The 14913-nt window shown below is 58.9% G+C and carries 11 protein-coding genes and 1 pseudogene; 5 read left to right on the forward strand and 7 right to left on the reverse strand.

Annotation, left to right across the window (positions count from 1 at the left end):
• Nucleotides 1-77 precede the first annotated feature (77 nt).
• Nucleotides 78-1007, forward strand: a complete 930-nt coding sequence (gene tal / locus AC3A6F_RS08995; protein WP_487679928.1) for a transaldolase — start codon at nt 78-80, stop codon at nt 1005-1007.
• A 177-nt stretch (nt 1008-1184) separates the two neighbouring features.
• Here the strand turns inward: tal and AC3A6F_RS09000 are convergent, their stop codons facing one another.
• Both AC3A6F_RS09000 and AC3A6F_RS09005 read right to left on the reverse strand, forming a co-directional pair.
• Nucleotides 1185-1595 carry a TetR family transcriptional regulator C-terminal domain-containing protein gene (locus AC3A6F_RS09000; protein WP_487680445.1) on the reverse strand — a complete coding sequence of 137 codons (411 nt, stop codon included), beginning with the start codon at nt 1593-1595 and terminating at the stop codon, nt 1185-1187.
• Nucleotides 1596-1628: 33 nt separating this feature from the next.
• A pseudogene (locus AC3A6F_RS09005) lies at nt 1629-1802 on the reverse strand (TetR family transcriptional regulator); the annotation flags it as partial.
• 193 nt (nt 1803-1995) lie between these two features.
• Between AC3A6F_RS09005 and AC3A6F_RS09010 the strand changes: the two are divergent.
• Genes AC3A6F_RS09010 through AC3A6F_RS09020 form a run of 3 tightly spaced genes read left to right on the forward strand, consistent with a single transcriptional unit; the run spans nt 1996 to nt 7920 of the window.
• Entirely contained in the window at nt 1996-3294 is a 1299-nt protein-coding gene (locus AC3A6F_RS09010; RefSeq protein ID WP_487679930.1) for an efflux RND transporter periplasmic adaptor subunit, read from the forward strand.
• 22 nt (nt 3295-3316) lie between these two features.
• Nucleotides 3317-6475 (forward strand): efflux RND transporter permease subunit, encoded by a 3159-nt coding sequence (locus AC3A6F_RS09015; RefSeq protein ID WP_487679932.1) that lies wholly within the window; start codon nt 3317-3319, stop codon nt 6473-6475.
• On the forward strand, nt 6472-7920 hold the full coding sequence (locus AC3A6F_RS09020; protein WP_487679934.1) for an efflux transporter outer membrane subunit: 1449 nt from the start codon (nt 6472-6474) through the stop codon (nt 7918-7920). The genes AC3A6F_RS09015 and AC3A6F_RS09020 overlap by 4 nt, the downstream gene beginning before the upstream one ends.
• A gap of 113 nt (nt 7921-8033) precedes the next feature.
• On the opposite strand, the gene AC3A6F_RS09025 is transcribed toward AC3A6F_RS09020, so the two are convergent.
• Genes AC3A6F_RS09025 through AC3A6F_RS09045 form a run of 5 tightly spaced genes read right to left on the reverse strand, consistent with a single transcriptional unit; the run spans nt 8034 to nt 14188 of the window.
• Nucleotides 8034-8294, reverse strand: coding sequence for a PAAR domain-containing protein (locus AC3A6F_RS09025; RefSeq protein WP_487679936.1), 261 nt, complete (start codon nt 8292-8294; stop codon nt 8034-8036).
• Nucleotides 8287-9678 carry a T6SS immunity protein Tli4 family protein gene (locus tag AC3A6F_RS09030; RefSeq protein WP_487679938.1) on the reverse strand — a complete coding sequence of 464 codons (1392 nt, stop codon included), beginning with the start codon at nt 9676-9678 and terminating at the stop codon, nt 8287-8289. The genes AC3A6F_RS09025 and AC3A6F_RS09030 overlap by 8 nt, the downstream gene beginning before the upstream one ends.
• Complete coding sequence (locus AC3A6F_RS09035) at nt 9675-11417, reverse strand: esterase/lipase family protein (protein WP_487679940.1); 1743 nt, start codon at nt 11415-11417, stop codon at nt 9675-9677. The genes AC3A6F_RS09030 and AC3A6F_RS09035 overlap by 4 nt, the downstream gene beginning before the upstream one ends.
• A gap of 27 nt (nt 11418-11444) precedes the next feature.
• Nucleotides 11445-13007, reverse strand: a complete 1563-nt coding sequence (locus tag AC3A6F_RS09040) for a DUF2345 domain-containing protein (RefSeq protein WP_487679942.1) — start codon at nt 13005-13007, stop codon at nt 11445-11447.
• A 26-nt stretch (nt 13008-13033) separates the two neighbouring features.
• Nucleotides 13034-14188 (reverse strand): type VI secretion system Vgr family protein, encoded by a 1155-nt coding sequence (locus AC3A6F_RS09045; RefSeq protein WP_487679944.1) that lies wholly within the window; start codon nt 14186-14188, stop codon nt 13034-13036.
• 234 nt (nt 14189-14422) lie between these two features.
• Here AC3A6F_RS09045 and AC3A6F_RS09050 point away from each other — a divergent pair, with 234 nt between their 5' ends.
• Nucleotides 14423-14908: a sigma-70 family RNA polymerase sigma factor gene (locus AC3A6F_RS09050; RefSeq protein ID WP_123067730.1), complete on the forward strand. Its 486-nt coding sequence runs from the start codon at nt 14423-14425 to the stop codon at nt 14906-14908.
• Nucleotides 14909-14913 lie beyond the last annotated feature (5 nt).

The raw sequence follows: 14913 nt of genomic DNA on the forward strand, positions 1-14913 counted from the left end.
GGTTGGCGGGTCTCCCGCCGACGCGTTCGACGAACGCCCGCACACCACTTACCCATCCCACGTTTGACACCCACGCCATGAACCAACTCGAACAGCTCAAGCAGTACACCACCGTGGTCGCCGACACCGGCGACTTCCAGTCGATCAAGGCCTATGCGCCGCAGGATGCGACCACCAACCCGTCGCTGATCCTGAAGGCCGTGCAAAAGCCTGAATATCGCCCGCTGCTCGAAAAAGCGATCGCCGATGCGCCGGGCGCCTCGGTCGAAGCGATCGTCGACAGCCTCCTGATCGCCTTCGGCGTCGAGATCCTGAAGTACGTGCCGGGCCGCGTCTCGACCGAGATCGATGCCGCGCTGTCGTTCGACACCGAAGCCACCGTCGCCAAGGGCCGCGAGCTGATCGCACTGTATGAAAAGAACGGCGTGTCGCGCGAGCGCGTGCTGATCAAGATCGCGTCGACCTGGGAAGGCATCCGCGCCGCCGAGATCCTGGAAAAGGATGGCATACACTGCAACCTGACCCTGCTGTTCTCGCTGTGCCAGGCAGTGGCCTGCGCCGAAGCCGGCGTCAAGCTGATCTCGCCGTTCGTCGGCCGCATCTACGACTGGTACAAGAAATCGACCGGCACCGACTATCAAGGCGCCGACGATCCGGGCGTGCAGTCGGTCAAGGGCATCTACCAGTACTACCGCAAGTTCGGCTACAACACCGAAGTGATGGGCGCGAGCTTCCGCAATACCTCGCAGATCCTGGAACTGGCCGGTTGCGACCTCTTGACCATCTCGCCCGACCTGCTGCAAAAGCTGGCCGACAGCGACGCGCCGGTCGAGCGCAAGCTGAGCAAAGACGAGAGCAACAGTATCGAGAAGATCGCGATCGACGAAAAAACCTTCCGCTTCATGCTGAATGAAGACGCGATGGGCACCGAGAAGCTGGCCGAAGGCATCCGCGCCTTCGTCGCCGATTCGCTCAAGCTCAAGCAAATGATCGAAGGCATGCGTTAAGCGCCAAAAACGCACCGCCCATACACGTCGTCCCCGCGCAGGCGGGGACCCAAGTACCGCATGCGTTATCGAGACGCTTGCACCTTGGGTCCCCGCCTGCGCGGGGACGACGTTTTTACGCTAACGAAGAAAAATACGCTGGCTGCACAGCAAGTGCCTGGAGACGGTCGATAACCCTCACCGCGCCTTCAACCCCGCCAGGAAGGTATCGATCACCTCCCCGCCCAGCGCCATCAGGTCGAACGATTCCAGGTCGAACAGCCAGTTGCGCAGCAGGCCGTCGAGCATGATCCACATGCAGGTCGCGGCATTGTGCGGGTCGATGCTGGCCGGCAGCTGGCCGTTGGCGCGCGCCTCGGCCAGCTGCGCTTCCATGCGCGCGCGCCACTCGGCCACCGCTTCGCGCTTGCGCACGCGGGCCGAGTCCACGTCTTCGGTGAACTCGGTCTTGAGGGTAGCGATCTCGAACACCCGGCGCGCCTTCTCGTCGCTGACGACGATGTGCAGCACCGCCATCAGCTCGTCGCTCAAGCGCTGCAGCGGGTCGGCAACCTGGCGCTCGCCCAGCTGCTGGATGGCGGTGTCCATCGGCATCGTGGCGCGGTCCATCATCGCGCTGAACAGCGCGCCCTTGTCGACAAAATGCCAATAAATCGCACCGCGTGTTACACCCGCCGCCGTCGCGATATGCTGTAATGTCGTTCGCGAAACACCCTGTTTTGCGAACAAGATTTCTGCTGCATCAAGAATGCTGTCGCGGGTCGCCGCTGCTTCTTCCTTCGTCCTGCGAACCATTTCTTTTGGGTAACCCTCAAATTAATAGGTGCTTAAAACATTTTACATACAGTCGTGATAGTATATAAAATTATTTGCAAAAGCCAGCGTTGATCTCTCATCCCATGCATATGTTGTTGACCGGGGTGTGACATTGGCGCGAATTACTAACTAGAAGGATGCACACGTAATGCGCTCTGCCAACTCCTCATCCATGTCCCTCACCCGGGTCGCGGCGGCCACCATGGCTGCGGTGGTCCTGCTGTCCGCCTGCGGCAAGAAAGACGAATCGGCCAAGGCCGGCGCCCCCGCCGGCCAGCAGATGCCGGCGCCCGAAGTCGGCGTCGTCACCGCCGCCTTCCAGACCGTTGCGCTGCAGAGCGAACTGCCGGCACGCGTGGAACCGATCCGCACTGCCCAGGTTCGCGCCCGTGTCGACGGCGTGGTGCTCAAGCGCTCCTTCACCGAGGGCAGCATCGTCAAGCAGGGCCAATCGCTGTTCACCATCGACCCGGCGCCTTACCAGGCCCAGCTCGCCGCAGCCCGCGCCGACGTCGCGCGCGCCGAAGCCAACCTGGTCGCGTCGCGTGCCATCGCCGAGCGCTACAAGCCGCTGGTCGAGGCCAACGCAGTCAGTAAACAGGAATTCGACAACGCCGTCGCCGCCCAAAAGCAGGGTGAAGCCGAAGTCGCCGCCGCCCAGGCCCAATTGAAAGTTGCGCAGATCAATGTTGGTTACACCAATGTGAATGCTCCCATCTCGGGCCGCATCGGCCGCGCGCTGGTGACCGAAGGCGCGCTGGTGTCGGCGACCCAGTCGACCGAGCTGGCGCTGATCCAGCAGACCGACAGCATGTACCTCAACATCACCCAGTCGGCCACCGAGCTGCAGCGCCTGAAGAAGCAAGGCGGCGGCGCCGACAACGTGCCGGTGACCGTGCTGCTGGAAGACGGCACCGCGCTGCCGACCCGCGGCCGCCTGCTGTTCTCGGACGTGACCGTCGACCAGGGCACCGGCCAGATCACGCTGCGCGCCACCGTGGACAACAAGAACAATGCCCTGCTGCCGGGCCAGTATGTGCGCGTGCGCGTGGCGCAGGCTTCGCTGCCGAACGGCATCCTGATTCCCCAGCAGGCAGTCACCCGCGGCGGCCAGAACGGCGACACCGTGACCGTCATCGGCGCCGACAACAAGCCGGTTCCGCGCCAGGTCAAGATCGCTTCGCAGCAGGACGAGAGCTGGGTCGTCACCGGCGGCCTGAAGGAAGGCGAAAAAGTGATGGTCGACGGCTTCCAGAAGCTGCAGATGATGCCGCCAGGCACCGCGGTCAAGCCAGTGCAGTGGACGCCGGCAGGCGCCCAGCAGGCGCCGGCCCAGGCGGGCGCACCGGCTGCCCAGCCAAACGCGGCCGGCGCCAAGGCGGCTGCCACCACCGGCGCCGGCGATACCCGCACCCCGGATGCCGGTTCGCCGGCCGCGGGCGCGACCACGCCGGCCAACAGCAGCCGATAAGAACAAGGAATAGGACTTTCCAATGGCACGTTTTTTTATTGACCGCCCGATTTTTGCATGGGTGATCGCGCTGTTCATCATGGTGCTCGGTGGCGTTGCCATCAAGCAGCTGCCGATCGCGCAATACCCGACCGTGGCGCCACCCTCGATCGTCATCAACGTCGCCTATCCGGGCGCGTCGGCACAGACGCTTGAAGACTCCGTCATCTCGATCATTGAACGCGAGATGAACGGTGCCCAAGGCATGATCTATATGGAATCGACCAGCCAGGCCAACGGCACCGGCTCGATCACCGTTTCCTTCGAGACCGGCACCGATCCGAACCTGGCGCAAGTCGACGTCCAGAACCGCCTGTCGCGCGCCACCCCGCGCCTGCCACCGGCGGTGACCCAGCAGGGCGTGCGCGTCGACCAGGCACGTTCGAACTTCCTGCTGTTTACGATCCTGTCGTCGGACGACCCGAACATCACCAGCATCGAGCTGGGCGACTACGCTTCGCGTAACGTGCTGCCGGAAATCCAGCGCATCACCGGCGTTGGCCAGGCCCAGCTGTTCGGCACCGAAAAGGCGATGCGCGTCTGGATCGACCCGACCAAGCTGGTCGGCCTGAACCTGTCGCCGGCCGACGTCACCGCCGCGATCTCGCAGCAGAATGCCCAGGTCGCTTCAGGCACCATCGGCGACCTGCCGGTCGCCAAGGGCCAGCAGATCAGCGCCACCGTGATCGTCACCGGCCAGCTGTCGAACGTCGAACAGTTCGGCAATATCGTGCTGCGCGCGAATCCGGACGGCTCGACCGTGCGCCTGAAGGACGTGGCGCGCATCGAAGTCGGCGGCCAGGCCTATGCCACCACGGCGCGCCTGAACGGCAATCCGTCGGCCGGTATTGGCGTGCAGCTGGCGCCGTCCGGCAACGCCCTGCAGACCGCCGAGATGATCAAGGAACGCATGGCGGAACTGCAGAAGTACTTCCCGAAAGGCATGAAGTACTCGATTCCTTACGATTCGACGACCTTCATCGACATCTCGATCGAACAAGTGGTGCACACCCTGTTCGAAGCGATCGTGCTGGTGTTCCTGGTGATGTACCTGTTCCTGCAGAACATCCGCTACACCCTGATCCCGACCATCGTGGTGCCGATCGCACTGCTGGGTTCCTTCGCCTGCCTGCTGGCGCTGGGCTTCTCGATCAACGTGCTGACCATGTTCGGCATGGTGCTGGTGATCGGTATCGTGGTCGACGATGCCATCGTGGTGGTGGAAAACGTCGAACGCATCATGAGCGAGGAAGGCTTGCCGCCGCTGGAAGCCACGCGCAAGGCGATGGGCCAGATCTCGGGCGCCATCATCGGCGTGACCGTGGTGCTGATCGCGGTGTTCGTGCCGCTGGCCTTCTTCGCCGGCGCGGTCGGCAACATCTACCGCCAGTTCTCGGTGGTGATGGTGACCTCGATCGGCTTCTCGGCCTTCCTGGCGCTGACCCTGACCCCGGCGCTGTGCGCGCACCTGCTGAAACCCGTCGAAGCCGGCCATCATCTGGACAAGAAGGGCTTCTTCGGCTGGTTCAACCGCAACTTCACCACCGGCGCGAAGAAATATGAAGGCTTCATCGGTGCGATCCTGAAACGCGCCGGCCGCTGGATGGTCGTATTCCTGCTGCTGGTCGGCGTCGTCGCCCTGATGTTTACCCGCATGCCCAACGCCTTCCTGCCGAACGAAGACCAGGGCTATGTGATCGCCAACATCCAGCTGCCGCCAGGCGCGACCGCCGAGCGTACCGGCACCGTGCTGCGTTCGCTGGAAGAGTTCGTGATGAAGCAGCCAGAGACCGCCAACATCGTGGCCGTGACCGGCTTCTCGTTCTCGGGCCAGGGCCAGAACATGGGCCTGGCGTTCATCCCGATGAAGCCATGGGACGACCGCAAGGAAAAAGGCCAGGACGCGCAATCGTTCGCGGGCCGCATCACCGGCCACATGGGCGCCGTGCGCGACTCGTTCATCTTCGTGGTGAGCCCTCCGCCGATCCCGGAACTGGGCACCGGCACCGGCTTCTCGTTCCGCCTGCAAGACCGTGGCGGCAATGGTCACAACGCCCTGCTGGCAGCGCGTAACCAGATGCTGGGCATGGCCATGCAGAGCAAGATCCTGACCGGCATGCGTCCGGAAGGCCTGGAAGACGCACCGCAGCTCAAGCTGAACATCGACCGCGACAAGGCGCAAGCCCTGGGCGTGACCTTCGGCGCGATCAATACCGCGCTGTCGACCTCGCTGGGTTCGTCGTATGTGAACGACTTCCCGAACGCCGGCCGCCTGCAGCGCGTGATCGTGCAGGCCGATGCGCCGCAGCGCATGCAGCCGGACGACCTGCTGCGCATCAACGCCCTGAATGCCCAGGGCCAGCCGGTGCCGCTGTCGTCGTTCGCGAGCACCGAATGGACCACCGGCCCGATGCAGACCAACCGCTACAACGGCTATCCGGCGATGAAGCTCACCGGCGAACCGGCTCCGGGTTACTCGAGCGGCGACGCGCTGGAAGAAATGCAGCGCCTGGCGGCCCAACTGCCGGCCGGCTTTGCCTTCGAATGGACCGGCCAGTCGCGCGAAGAGATCCTGTCCGGCTCGACCGCGGGCATCCTGATCGCCTTCTCGCTGCTGGCGGTGTTCCTGGCCCTGGCCGCACTGTATGAAAGCTGGACGATTCCGGTCTCGGTGATGCTGGTGGTGCCGCTGGGCGTGCTCGGCTCGCTGATCGCGGCCAATATGCGCGGCTTGCCGAACGACGTCTACTTCAAGGTGGGCCTGATCACCATCATCGGCCTGGCGGCGAAGAATGCGATTCTGATCGTCGAATTCGCCAAGGACCTGCAGGCCGAGGGCAAGACGCCGTACGAAGCGGCGCTGGAAGCGGCGCACCTGCGCTTCCGTCCGATCATCATGACCTCGCTGGCCTTCATCCTCGGCGTGCTGCCGCTGGTGATCGCGGGCGGCGCCGGCTCGGCATCGCAGCGCGCCATCGGTACAGGCGTGATGGGCGGCATGATCACCGCGACCGTCCTGGGTGTGATCTTCGTGCCGGTCTTCTTCGTGGTGGTCCGCACGCTCTTCAAGGGCAGCGACCGCCAAAGTAAGATGTACGCGACTCAACATCAGAAGCACGTAGAAGAAGGAAGCAAACCATGATCAAGCACATCAAACTCGTGACGCCGCTGGCGCTGGCGATGACGCTGGCCGGCTGCATCTCGCTGGCGCCGGACTATGAACGTCCGGCGGCTCCGGTGGCTGCCGCCTTCCCGGAAACCCCGAAGGCGGGTACCGAGTCGACCAGCCCGGTGCTGGCCGCGGCGCCAAGCACGGTCGCCTGGCAGTCGTTCTTTGCCGATGCGCGCCTGCGCTCGCTGATCGACGCCGCCCTGGTGAACAACCGTGACCTGCGCGTGGCGATCGCCAATATCGAGCAGGCGCGCTCGCAATACCGCATCACCCGCGCCGACCGCCTGCCGACCGTGGGCCTGGGCATCAGCGGCAATCGCCAGACCGTGGGCGAAGACCAGCCGATCGAAAGCGTGTACCAGTCGGGCCTGTCGGTTTCGCAGTTCGAGCTCGACCTGTTCGGCCGCGTGCGTAACCTGTCGGATGCCGCGCTGGCGCAATACCTGGCCACCGAAGAGGCGCGCAAGACCACGCAGATCAGCCTGATCTCGTCGGTCGCCAGCGCCTGGCTGCAACTGCTGGCCGACGAAGAGCTGCTGCGCATCACGCAAGACACGCTCAACACCCGCCTGGAATCGGACAAGCTGTTCCAGCTGCGCTTCGAGAACGGCGTGGCGTCGCGCCTGGAGCTGCAGCAATCGCGCTCGCTGGTCGAGACGGCCCGCGCCACCCTGGCCCAGCAGCAGCGCCTGCGGGCCCAGGACATCAACCTCCTGACCCTGCTGGTCGGCGGCCCGCTGCCGGCCGACGTGAGCGCAGGCGCCACGCTTGCCAAGACCGAGTTGCCGGACATCCCGGCCGGCCTGCCGTCGGACCTGCTGGCCAACCGTCCGGACATCCGTTCGGCCGAGCAGCAGCTGATCGCGGCCAACGCCAACATCGGCGCGGCGCGCGCGAACTTTTTCCCGCGCATCACGCTGACCGGCACCGCCGGCAGCGCCAGCAACGAGCTGTCGGGCCTGTTCGACAGCGGCACCTGGGGCTGGACCTTCGCACCACAGGCGATCCTGCCGATCTTCGACTATGGCCGCAACAGCGCCACCCTGGGCAGCGCCCGGGCCCAGCGCGACATCGCGGTGGCGCAGTACGAGCAATCGATCCAGACCGCGTTCCGCGAAGTGGCGGACGCGCTGGCCGGCCAGGCGACCTTCAGCGAACAGCTGCGCGCGCAAGCCGCGGTGACTGAGGCCGAAGCCGACCGCTTCAACCTGTCCGACCTGCGCTACCGCAGCGGTGCGGCCAGCCAGCTCGACCTGCTCGATGCACAGCGTTCGCTGTTCCAGTCGCAGCAGTTGTCGGTGCAGGCGAATCTGCTGAGGTTGCAGAATCAGGTGGTGTTGTATCGCGTGCTGGGTGGGGGGTGGACGGAACCTGCCGTGCCGGCGGAAGGTGGGGCGCCGGTGGCGGCGCGCTAAACCGCTGAAAATGTTGTTATACGGACCGGGCCCATGTGGCCCGGTTCTTTTTTCGGACAGCCATAGAGAAGAATACCGTTTGATCTGCCGTCGTCACCGGACTTCGTCCCCATTCAATTGTGGACGAAGTTCGTCACCGTCGAGATCAGCGTCGCACCGCAACTGGTCTTGTGGCCGTCGTAAGCGACGGCGAGACCGCCAATGGTGTGGTTTGCCTCTCCTTCCACAATAGTGACTAAACCATGTACGGGGCACGTACATGTATCGCCGGCGCACGCCACTGCAACACCGCCGACAGTGAAATGGGTCGCGGCGACTTTGCTTACCTTCCCACCGTGGCTGGTGGGGTCGTTCAAGCGAATCACATTAGGCACCGTTTTCCCTCATATCATTGTCAGCTTGTGGAATGCCAGCAGTTTTTGTATCGACCGAGAATGCAGATGGAGGATCGTATTCAAGCAACTTCCACTCGACCGCCGCTATTTGATGTGTATTACCGATCGGCGTGTTCCATAAACTCGCAGCGCCATCTGCCAACACAGGTGGCAACTTGTCGCCTGCCTTGAAGAGTCGGCGCCGCTCACCCTCAATTTTCCGTTTTTCCAGGCATTCCCACCAGCCGGATTGAGGACAGATGTCTTCCGATTTCATCACACTTCCTAACGGTACCTTCGAAGCCTGTTTGAATTCGGCTGCATCACTAGGCTGACGTAGGCGGATAGTGGGCAAAATTCGGTCCCACAGTGCCAGGGCTTCTGCATCGGTAATGCTCGGCTTGATCTTAGCTTTAGCGTTGCCCTTTACACCGGAGTCCAATTGAATATCAAGCATCGGGTGAGATGCGTTATCGACCTCTCCCAAGCTAAAGAAACGAAATTCGTGAGCATCCGTATCGTCTTTATATGCTGGTCTTCGTGTCAAAATTTCCTCCCCCTCCCAGGTTCCTAACTGCCGCCGATTCTCGCGCAGAACTTTAATTCGAGAGAAAAAGCCACCAAACCCATGAGCCTCCGCACGTATCCTTGCAGCCTCACGCGATTCTTTGAGTCCACCGCCTTCCATTAAATAATCCTGATTCTTCCTCGCATCAATTGAGATATGAACATCTGGAAAATCGTGAAATCTCAGACCGATCGAAACTTTCTCGAAAGTTGGCTCGACAGAAATAAACCCCGAATCCAAACAAATTCCCGGCTCAGCTGGAATTTCCGCCTCAGCACGGCTACGCAAGCCATTTGCAACAGTATTTATAAATGGAATTTCATTGTTTTCAGGAAACGCCTTGGAGTCATACACAAACAGATCTTTGCCAACGGGGATGTATGAGTGAATTTTATAACTTATGGGATTTGCAATTCCGAAGACCGTTTTCTGACCTGGCACGACGCCATCTATCACCTTGCCAACAAGAGGGAAGTTGATTAAAGAATAATCTGGAATTAACTTTCGCTCCTTCTCAATATCAGACAATCGAGCGGCTAGCATTTCAGTTATTTTTTCTGACTCATCTCGATAAAAATTAATATCTCCATTGACCGTAACCCCTCCATACACTAGAGTTACCCGATCTGGAATTTCCATTACAAATCTTCCAAAGCAAACGATTTTCGTCTTTTCGAACATCTCCTCAACTCTTTGGCTACGAGCTTCCATTGGCTCTCCTACGATGACCATTTCTGAATAAAAAACAAGAGTGACAACTGCAATCATTAAGGCAATAGCAGCTACTATAAACTTCCTCAATAAAATCCATTTCATGGCTTAGACCATTTCATGGTGGAAATGATTTTAAATAGAACGTAAATTGTCGATGCAAGCACAACAGGGTCGCTATAGCTTGCCTGATGTTCATATCCAACTTGTCTGAACAATCCTTTGAACTTGCCGCTGCGAAGTTGTGCATCTGCAGAGTGTAATGGGACAGTCTGATCTCCGGACTCAGCTGCATCAAGCATATTAAGGCTATATGGGGGCGTAACACGATCACCTTTTTCAAATCGTGACTCCATTACTTGGAGACTTCCTTTTCGATTGTCAGAGATAGTTTTTAGCGACTCCGGCTCTCGCAATTCTCCGCTCCCACTGACTTCCCAGACCACTTTATGCCAAGCTCTTCTATTTACATCAGCCCCGTAGTGAGCATAGCTCTGTATATGATAAGTACCATTGATTTTCTCATGGAACTTTCTAGCTTCATCTAGAAGCTTGGATGTTCTGAAAATCCCTCCATCTTTCGCTCCTGCTGGATTTATCCACTGCTCGCGCACCAATGAGTACCACTTCCCCCGAACCTTATATATTTCTTCATAGGGACATTTCTCTGGCCAACTTTTAACAATCGCACCATCTCGCTTCAGTTGCAGCCAATGGCTTCCGTAGAATTGACTAGGAAGCAACTCCATTGCGCCTTGAGAATTTGCAAGAACGGCAGTCACGTCCGCTGCATTATCCCCAAGTACACCAGCGGTAATTTCCCCAGAAATACCTGTATATGACCCTTCCACCCCACAACGAATTCGTTTATATGCAGCTCCAGCTCCCATCGCTGGCATTACACCGTGAATAACCCCCAAAACTTCATCACCCATCTTCCCTATTTCTGGATGGACGATTCCTCGCGCAACCAACCCTCCCATTGAGTGGGTAATTAGAATAACTTTCTCGCATTCAAATCCTTCGCTTACGTATTTATTGATCAAATCTTTTATTCGCTCTGCCAAAACTACAGCTGACTCAGCATTGCCTCTCAGCCAGTTGTACCCCATTGCATGAACAGGAAACCAACATCCTTTAACTGCCTTCCGCATTGTTATTTCGTCCAGAGCAGTCATAGGAGGTTCAGGGTGAGCTTTCCACTTTAAAGGCGAAACCCCTTCTATATTTCGCCTTAAATATAGATCCATTATCCCGTCAGTAAAGGCCGAGTTGAGTTTGCTTTCGCAGATGGTTAAGATGGCCTCATAACTTCCATAAAATATCTCGCCCCATCCCCGCTCCCGAGCCTTCTCATTTTGTGTACGGCGGTTCCTCACTCCTGGTGGGTCAGACTGAAGTAACGGACCGTTACTAGTTCCCCAACCTCTATATCCACCCGCATAAATAATATTCTTGTTACGCCGATCAGCACTTTCGCTCAGGTTTCCGGTTGGGTTGTTTTTTGGATCGTAGCTATCGACCTCTGTCGCATCGGGATCCAAACGCAACTGCCGCTCGTGCGGCTTATCGTTGTACTGGCCGATAGTTACGCTTGAATTATCTGGGCGCCAAGCTATGTTATTCTCCAACCCTAATTTAGCTTGGCGATCAGCGCTTACTCTCAGATTTGATCCCATTATCCCTGGAATAAAAATAATTGGAAGAACACGGCGCGCCGGAACACAGTGAACCTGTGGAATTCGGTCCTGGTTTGGCGTGACGAAGCCTTGCGAAAGCTTCCCCTGATTTTTTTCTGGATTTACCGGCAGTTTGTATCCTGGCGTGTTTGCAGGAGTAGCCATACGAGTCCTTTCGGAATTAAATCTAGTTCAATCGAAAAGTGCCTCAATTGAATAAGTGGCGAATGGAATCTCCGAACTGAAGTTTTGAGTCATACCGTCCGATCCGGTTATTCCATCAATAATCTGCCCGTCTTCTATCGTTACGCGATATCGTTGCTTAGCAAGTGGTTCACCAGTCGTTAGATCGACAAGACGTACGCGCTGATTATGTTCAATGGCGCTCTTTGGCATAATCATGGAAGCTAAACTTCCATCGCCAGCCCCAGGAAATTCTGTTCTTGCTGACTTTACGACAAAGTCGCCAGTGCAACTGTGAGAGATCGCGCCCTCACCGATCGTCACGTTGGCACCTTGGCTAACTACAGTTACCTTAGGTGACTGCAGAATGATTTCTTCAGTTGCCGCGAGAATGATGCGTTTCGCAGACGTAATCTCGACGTTCTCATCCTGAGCAGTAATCTCAACCTTTCCGCTTGCCGCTATTAATTTCATGCCAAGCGTATGAGCGAAGACGCTAATTCCTCGCAACGCGTGAAGAATAAGCTTTCGACCAGCTGACATTTGCATGTTTCTCACGCTAATTAGGTCGACATGGTTCTGCGCTCCGATGGCAATGCCAGCATGGCTACCTATAAGCACTCCGGCTGGCGCTTCAATGGCAATAATGGGCTTCCCTCCCCCTCCCGAAGTCGATTGCCCTGCAGTGTTGCTGCCGTTTTCCCATTGTTCGAAATCTGATTTCAATTGTTTCAACGATTCGCTGTCGACCGCATCAGTGTTGTGTGCCTCGGCCAACTCGGCCAACTGCTGCTGTATGTTCGTCATCACTTCTGACAAACCGGCCATCCCATCTCGATCAAGAATCCTTCCAGCTGCACGCAGCGAAGCATCGGCACTGATGAGAACGCCTTTGCCGCCACGCAGAGAAAGCGCGGCATCCGTGCGTAATTCGGCGCCCTCGCCACGTGGCTCTGTAGCCCCGTCATGCCTTGGATGCGTGAGATAACCGAGATTCAGCTGGCTATGAGCGTGTTCGCTACCGAGCTGCGCACTGATCTGCCCCGGCGTGTCGTCCATGCGAAGCTGATTGGCCCGCGTCCCCTGCCCTTCCTTGCTCACGATTCCAGACAAGTGCTTGTCGCCGGGAAGGACGCTATTACGGCTGAACGAAGGCGGCGGCGTCCGCGCGCCGTGAACGTTTCCGATGACAAGCGGCTTGTCTGGATCACCGCCCATGAACACCACAACGACCTCGTCGCCTACGCGCGGCAGGGAGATCGCCCCATATTGATTTCCCGCCCACCCTGACGCCACGCGCAGCCAGGCCGAGTCACGATCGCTACCGGAAGCGCCCGTTCCATCCGCATGCTCATGGTCTTCCGAACGGCATGCAGGAAAGCGGACTTTGATCCGACCATGCTCATCGCAATGGATTTCCTGGTTCGCGGGTCCAACCACGATGGCGGTTTGCGCCTCGGTGCGCGGAAGCTCGATGCGCGGATCGTAGGCGGGAACGATCGGGATCCCTCGCCGCACGCACATAAACCGGTTCGTGTAACGCACGCCGCGTTCAGCGCTGGCCTGCAACAAGGCTGCGCGATCGCTGCTCCAACGGTTCAGGGCAAATAGCCGTCCGACTTTTTCGTCGAGCGTTTCGGCAGGTTGTTCTCGGCCTCCACCCGCAACTCGGTGCAGACGAATTCCCGTTGATCCACAGGATGGGTATCGATCTCCGGATGCCCATCCATGCGACGCCATTGCCCCACCCGCATGTCCCGATCGCCGCTTTCTCCCTGGAAGAACTTGGCTTCGTACTCCCTGCGCTGCATGCGTAGCACGCCAAGGCTCCGATAATCGTCGGCATTGTCACCCGCATGTGGGGAGTCGATCAGGTACTCGTCGAGACTGGCCGCGAACTGGTTGCCCAGCGTTCCCTGGTCGACCAGACTCGTTTCCTGACTACTCATGGACCACGTCTGAGCATAATCCCAGCTGTGGCGGTTGACACGCCCAGCCGTCAGCTTACGTACCGCATGCCAGGACGTAATGCTGTCGCGTTGCTCCGTACCGTGATCACGGTGGTAGCGGGCCGCACCGGCCGGATTCTGCTCCAGCGCGTGCGGATTATCGAATAAGACCAACGTATGGACCGGGACATCGCTGCTTCCCCGCTCATTCGACGCGCCCGCCTTGATGAACCATGCGATACCCCGGCGCTTCCAGAGACGCCGCAAGAAGGCAGCATTGGATTCGTTGTACTGCATCGTGAATTCGCGAGGCGGGTACTGCTTTAACCCGCCCGACTCGAAACGAAACGCGGCCGCCGCGATTGGATTGGCCAGGCGCCACTCGCGCAAGATAGTCTCGGTGATGTCGATCTCGTTGCGATTGCGGAAGACCCGTGTATTACAGGTTTGCTCCAGCAGCGAAAAAGCGTCTCGAACCATCAACTGATAAGTTGCAAGCCCCCCATCGCTCTGCCCTTCGCTTACGCCGCCGATAATCCCGCACACAGTGCGAAGCTTGCCTGAGTCGGTCACGAACTGAAGCTCGACCGGATTGGCGATAAAGCGCTTGAGCTCCATGCCCGCCTGGAGTGAAACGCACTGCAGCGCATATTCAATCCCTCCGCAGATCGTCTCCACACCGCTGACATATTTCACCAACAGCAGATCGTCGACGATACCGCTTGGGGTAGACAGACGCAGCCGTATGGCGCGGTTCATGTCCGTTAGACTACTAAAACCGGCGGCAAACTTATCGATGATCACGGTAGCCACCTCATGAATGAACACTTCGCTAGTGCCAATGAGCAAATCCGATCATAGCCATGCCAAATCACGACGAGGTTGACCGGGCGCAACTACATCACGGGGTACAGTGGTTCCCTGACATCGATTGCAAATGAGAACAATAATCGATATCATTTGCGATTTACACCGACCATCCTTGCCGCAAGGCCTTTGCTCTCTTGGCAAATACCAGGCAGCGCGAAAAGACCCGCCATGTCTACCATCCAACTTCTGTACAAGGACAACCACGGCTGGCTGTGCCGCTGGTTGCGTCAGCGGCTCGACAGTGCCGATGACGCGGTGGATCTCGCGCATGACACCTTCTTGCGCCTGCTGCGCCGGCCGGACGAGGTCCCCGGCATCGTCGAACCGCGCGCCTTCCTGGCCACCATCGCGCGCGGCCTGCTCAATGACCACTGGCGGCGCCGCACCCTCGAGCAGGCGTGGCTGGAAACGCTCGCCGCCCTTCCCGAGGATGTCGCCTTCTCGCCCGAACAACTCGTCTCCATGCAGCAGGAACTGCAGCAGTTGGACGCCATGCTGGGCCAGCTGGCGCCGAAGGCGCGCGAAGTGTTCGTGCTGTCGCAGCTCGAAGGTCTGACCTATGTGCAGATCGCCGCCCGCACCGGGCTGAGCGACCGCACCGTCAAGCGCTATATGGCCCAGGGCTTCGAGCTGTGCCTGAACGCGATGGGCTGAACCAT

Source organism: Massilia sp. Soil_C_3, assembly GCF_057657035.1.